At 38.1% G+C, this 4957-nt stretch carries 6 protein-coding genes and 1 pseudogene; 2 read left to right on the forward strand and 5 right to left on the reverse strand.

Annotation, left to right across the window (positions count from 1 at the left end):
• The 4 genes and pseudogenes from ACRCJ0_RS09370 to yaaA all read right to left on the reverse strand — a co-directional run.
• Positions 1-528, reverse strand: a pseudogene (locus ACRCJ0_RS09370) (NADH-dependent oxidoreductase); the annotation flags it as partial.
• A 105-nt stretch (positions 529-633) separates the two neighbouring features.
• Positions 634-936 carry an ArsR/SmtB family transcription factor gene (locus ACRCJ0_RS09375; protein ID WP_026466581.1) on the reverse strand — a complete coding sequence of 101 codons (303 nt, stop codon included), beginning with the start codon at positions 934-936 and terminating at the stop codon, positions 634-636.
• Between the two features lie 140 nt (positions 937-1076).
• Positions 1077-1724 (reverse strand): DUF6241 domain-containing protein, encoded by a 648-nt coding sequence (locus tag ACRCJ0_RS09380; protein WP_431390277.1) that lies wholly within the window; start codon positions 1722-1724, stop codon positions 1077-1079.
• 285 nt (positions 1725-2009) lie between these two features.
• Positions 2010-2741 carry a peroxide stress protein YaaA gene (gene yaaA, locus ACRCJ0_RS09385; protein ID WP_431390278.1) on the reverse strand — a complete coding sequence of 244 codons (732 nt, stop codon included), beginning with the start codon at positions 2739-2741 and terminating at the stop codon, positions 2010-2012.
• Positions 2742-2894: 153 nt separating this feature from the next.
• On the opposite strand from yaaA, the gene ACRCJ0_RS09390 reads away from it, so the two are divergent.
• Positions 2895-3647, forward strand: coding sequence for an SDR family NAD(P)-dependent oxidoreductase (locus ACRCJ0_RS09390; protein ID WP_431390279.1), 753 nt, complete (start codon positions 2895-2897; stop codon positions 3645-3647).
• Between the two features lie 202 nt (positions 3648-3849).
• Here the strand turns inward: ACRCJ0_RS09390 and ACRCJ0_RS09395 are convergent, their stop codons facing one another.
• On the reverse strand, positions 3850-4416 hold the full coding sequence (locus tag ACRCJ0_RS09395; RefSeq protein ID WP_431390280.1) for a sugar O-acetyltransferase: 567 nt from the start codon (positions 4414-4416) through the stop codon (positions 3850-3852).
• 132 nt (positions 4417-4548) lie between these two features.
• Between ACRCJ0_RS09395 and ACRCJ0_RS09400 the strand changes: the two genes are divergently transcribed.
• A partial coding sequence (locus tag ACRCJ0_RS09400; protein WP_431390281.1) for a LysR family transcriptional regulator occupies positions 4549-4957 on the forward strand: 409 nt, incomplete at its 3' end.

Raw genomic sequence — 4957 nt, forward strand, 5'->3', positions numbered from 1 at the left:
GTGATTAGCACCATGTATTTCCACACCATCAAAACCTGCTTTAATCGCTCTTGACGTAGCACGGCCAAAGTCTTGGATAATATCTTCAATTTCTTGTTCGGTTAATGCGCGGATTGGGTAGGACAAGAAGTCAAAGTCGATAGCTGAAGGTGCAACAACATCTTGTCCTGAAAGGGCTTGTCCAACAGCCGCTCGACCAGCATGATGAATTTGTAAGATAGCTTTGTTACCATCCTTTTTCATAGTAGTGGCTAATTTAGTTAAACCATCCAAGTGCGCATCAGAATAAGTGGCTAATTGTTCAGGATACCCTGGATGGTAAGCTGGCCCACCATTTTCACTCACATAATGAAATTCAGATACGATTAAACCACCAGCTTGAGACCGTGCGCCGTAATATTTCAAAGTATCTTCACTTACAAATCCATTGCGTTTACCCGATTGTGATTGCATTGGTGACATGGCAATTCGGTTATTTAATGTGGCTCCATGGCGTAGTGTTACTTTATCAGTTAGTTTATTCGTCATACTTATAGCTCCTTTTAGCTGTTTAATATCATCCTTGGTCGTTAATCATATCGAATTTATTCGATATGTTAAGTTATAGAAATAGGTAACTCGTTTTTTTAGTTCCTATATCTCCTCATCTATAAATTTACTTAGTCGGTTTAATGTCGCTTCATTGCGACGATAGTATGTCCACTTACCAATACGGGTAGCAATCAACAAATCCGATTTATTCATCATCGTTAAATAATGCGATGTAGTAGATTGGGTCAACCCAAGCACTCGTTGAATCTCACCTACACAAACCCCGTGCTCAGTCATATCAACATCTGTTTCGTGCACAAAATAAGCAGTTGGATCTTTCAAATAATGCATAATTAATAAGCGATGTTCATTTGCTAATGCTTTAAATATATCTATCGACGCCAAATGATCACCTTCCTTTTTTTAATATAGACCCTATTATATCGAGTAATTTCGATATGTAAAATAAACCGACTTGAGTAAGCTAACTGATTGTATAATAAAAGCCTATGCCACATTTCTGTCAACATAGGCTTTCAACATAATTAATACGCTATATCTCTAAAGTTTGCTTGAACAAACTCAGCTTCCTGACTTTCATCAAATAAGCCGTATGCTTCTCCGATATTACCATCTTGCGCATTCCACACATAGTTATGGGCATAGACGGCATTAGAAAAGTCACCTGCATCCCAAGCACTCAAAATTTCAATGAAGAATGGATAGTGGACAGATTCGCTAAATGCCTCAGCTTGTTCAAGCATGATAGTAATTCTTTCTGGGGTAATTTCTAAAGCACCTTGCTTTGAATCAGCTAAAATTTTTTGATGTGTCATATAGTGAATAGCCGTTAAGAAAGTACTCTCTTCCGTGATATCTAGATAGATCCAACTATCATATAATTCTCTACCTAATAAAACCTTTGTTTCTGCTTCTGAAGCCAGTGCCTGTTGAATCTCTGACTCCACACTATCATCTGATCCAGAAGATTCCCTCTCTTGTGATTCAGTTGAGCTACTCTCCGCCGAACTAGAAGCTGATGATTGCGAACTTGATGATGATGCTACTGAACTGGTTGAAGCAGATGAACTCCCAGTTTCTGCATCACTAACGCTAAAATATACCACTGCAACGATAGCCCCCGCCAATACAAATGATAAGAATATTAATAATGCGCTCAATACCTTCTTCAATGAAATATCCTCCCAAAACTTTTCCTCAATAATATCTACTCACTTAAATACCTAATTTGCCATTCCAACAAAAATTGAATTTTTGCTTGGAAATAAACTAACTTTTAAAGCTAGAAAAATAGCCATTTAATGACCAACCCAATAATACCTGCCCAACCAAGTGCTGACTTTCAGTCAAATTTATGACGTGTCACTTTAAAAATTACTTTCAACTTGATCCTCCCAATTAGACCTTTCAGTATTTTTTAATATGTTTCATCATTTTATCATATAATGGTCTGACATTTAGTTTTTTAATTTTACAAAGACGATTTTTCTATCATTTGAGCGTTCTGAGTCGAATTGATAACCGTCTGAGCAAAATTCTTTAACAGCTACTATATCTCTAATTTGATTTTCCGCTAAGAATTGCAGCATCTTCCCTCGTCCTTTTTTCGAAATAGTAGCATGTTTTTTTACACCACTCGCTTTTGTCGCATCACGTTCATAGAATTCAAAATCAATCCAAATGTAGCGTTCTTTCTCCAGCATAGCTGAAAACTCTTGGCTAGCCAGATTTAAAACAATCTCCTCTTTTTCAAAAAAATGATTAAACTCACTACCCCATATTTGACGCAGGTTTTGGCCACCAATTTTTAGCGAAGTGTTGAAATCAAGTCTATAAGGTCGGATAGGTTCGAAAGCTTTTAAAGGTCCATACAAGGCAGATAAGATACGCAAGTGTTGGTCTAAATATTCCGCAATCGCGGGATCACCTGTATTCACATCAATTTGGCGAAAGGCTAGACCGTTGTATAGAGATAAGGCTGGGTATGCATCACCCTCATTTAAATGTCGTATATAATCTTTAACTTGTGACACTTGTTGGTCTGAAATTTTGTAAAGCTTCTTTAATTGTTCGTCTGACAAAGTTTGTAAGGTTTGGATAATAGCTTCGGTGGTATTTGAATACATGGGTTGATCTATTGATATTTGATTTAGCTTCATTTCTTTGGCCGGGGAAAAAATAATTTTCATGGTTCACTCGTCCTTACTTTTAAATCTATGTCATTAGTTTAGCTTATTCTTGAGAACATGGCCAAGACATAGCCATGTGTTTTGTTTGCAAGCTTTATCTGAATCCCCTATGCTTGAAGTAATAAGCATTTAAAATGAGAAAGGATGTTTTTCATGGGGAAATTAGATGATAAAGTAGCATTAATTTTTGGTGGAACTTCAGGTATTGGCGAGGCAACTGCTATTTTGTACGCTAAGGAAGGCGCACAAGTAGCTATCGTTGGTCGTAACGAAGATAAGGCAAATAAGATTTTACATACGATTGCTGAGCATGGTCCAAAAGGTCTTTTTGTGAAAGCCGACTTAAATGAAGGCCAATCCATTAAGGATGCTGTTCAAACAACTTTAGATCACTATGGTAAAATCGATATCCTTTATAATGGTGCGGGTATTTTGGATAATTACGACTCCATTCAAGACACGGATGAAGCGCTATTCGATGATGTCATCCGCTTAAATTTAAAAGCACCCTGGTTAGCTACAAAAGCTGTCGTACCACAAATGATTGAACGTGGTTCAGGTGTGATCATCAATATTGCTTCTCAAGCTACTGGTATGGTTGGTGTAGGTGGTACACCTTATATGTCGAGTAAATATGGTTTAGTCGGGATGACACGCCAATTAGCGCATGAACTAGGCCCTAAAGGCATTAAAGTTAATACCCTATCACCTGGTTTTATTGATACCCCAATGACTGAAACAGTAACGGACAAACGACTAGAAAAATCACCATTAGGTCGACCAGGCCAACCAGATGAAATTGCGAAAACAGCCCTCTTCCTTGCCTCAGATGACTCTGACTATATCCAAGGCATCAACGTAATTCAAGACGGCGGTTGGACATTAGGCGGATACCCAGTAGATTAAAAAAGGGGGTGAGTGCTGACGCCTAGAAAGGAACCGTTGGAAGATTAAGGCAGTAGATGGCGAAGTCAGCTACAACTCAATCTGAAACGAAGTCCTTTCTGGAGGAACGAGCCCAACTTAAAAAGGGTGTGAGAGTTGACGTGAAGAGGTCATAAAATACCAGTTAACTGAAGTAAATCTTTCAGTTGACTGGTATTTTATCTTACTGTATTTTTTTAATCACTTTTGCAGGAACGCCACCAACAACCGTGTTGGCTGGTACATCTTTTGTTACAACTGCACCGGCTGCAATAATCGCGCCATCTCCGATTGTTGTACCAGCTAAAATAGTGGCGTTAGACCCAATCCACACATTTTTACCAAGGGTAATTTTTCCAGGTATCATTGAACCACGGTCACTCGGATCTTCTGCATGATTTAATGTAGCCATGACCACATTATGACCAATTAAAGCACCATCCCCGATTTCAATACCTCCTTGATCTTGGAACTTACATCCGGCATTGATAAAGACATTTTTACCAATATGAATATTTTTACCAAAGTCTGTATAAAATGGTGGAAACAGTGTAAAGCTATTATCAATTTGTTGACCCGTTAAGTCTGACATGAGTTGGCGTAGTTTTGCTGGCTCATGATATTGATTATTGATTTGCATTGTAATCTTTAATGCTTCCTGACTCATCTGATGCATCACTTGGTGGGCTGGAGAATCAGCTTCAATGCGGTTGCCCTTTTTCACTTCTTCTAAATATGTTTCTAAATCCATGTCGGTTCGCTCCTTTATATACTTCTTCATTGCTTATTTCTAGTATAGAAGCTAAACTTTTAAATAACAAATGGTTATAGTTTATGGACTGTTATAACAAAAAGTTATAACGATACTTTAGGAGGATTCAGAATGGATGTGCGTACTTTACGTTATTTTGTAGCTATTGCTAAAGCTGAGAATTTTACTGTGGCATCTGAAGCCTTGCATGTCACCCAGCCAACTCTATCTAAACAAATGAAAGAGTTGGAAAAAGATTTAGGTAAACAATTGTTGATTCGTGGAAGCCGAAAAGTATCTCTTACTGCAGACGGACAGCTTTTACAAAAACGAGCATCCGAAATCATTGAATTACTTGACCGTACGGAATCTGAAATACGCAAGCCGGATGGTGTCATCGCTGGTAGTGTCTATATTGGTGGCGGTGAGTCAGCGAGTATGCGTCTGATTGCTCAAGTAGTGAAAGATGTACAAACAAAATATCCTGATATACAATTTCATTTGTATAGTGGGATTGCGGAGGATGTAAAGGAGCGACTTA

The sequence above is a fragment of the Aerococcus sp. L_32 genome, from assembly GCF_050689315.1.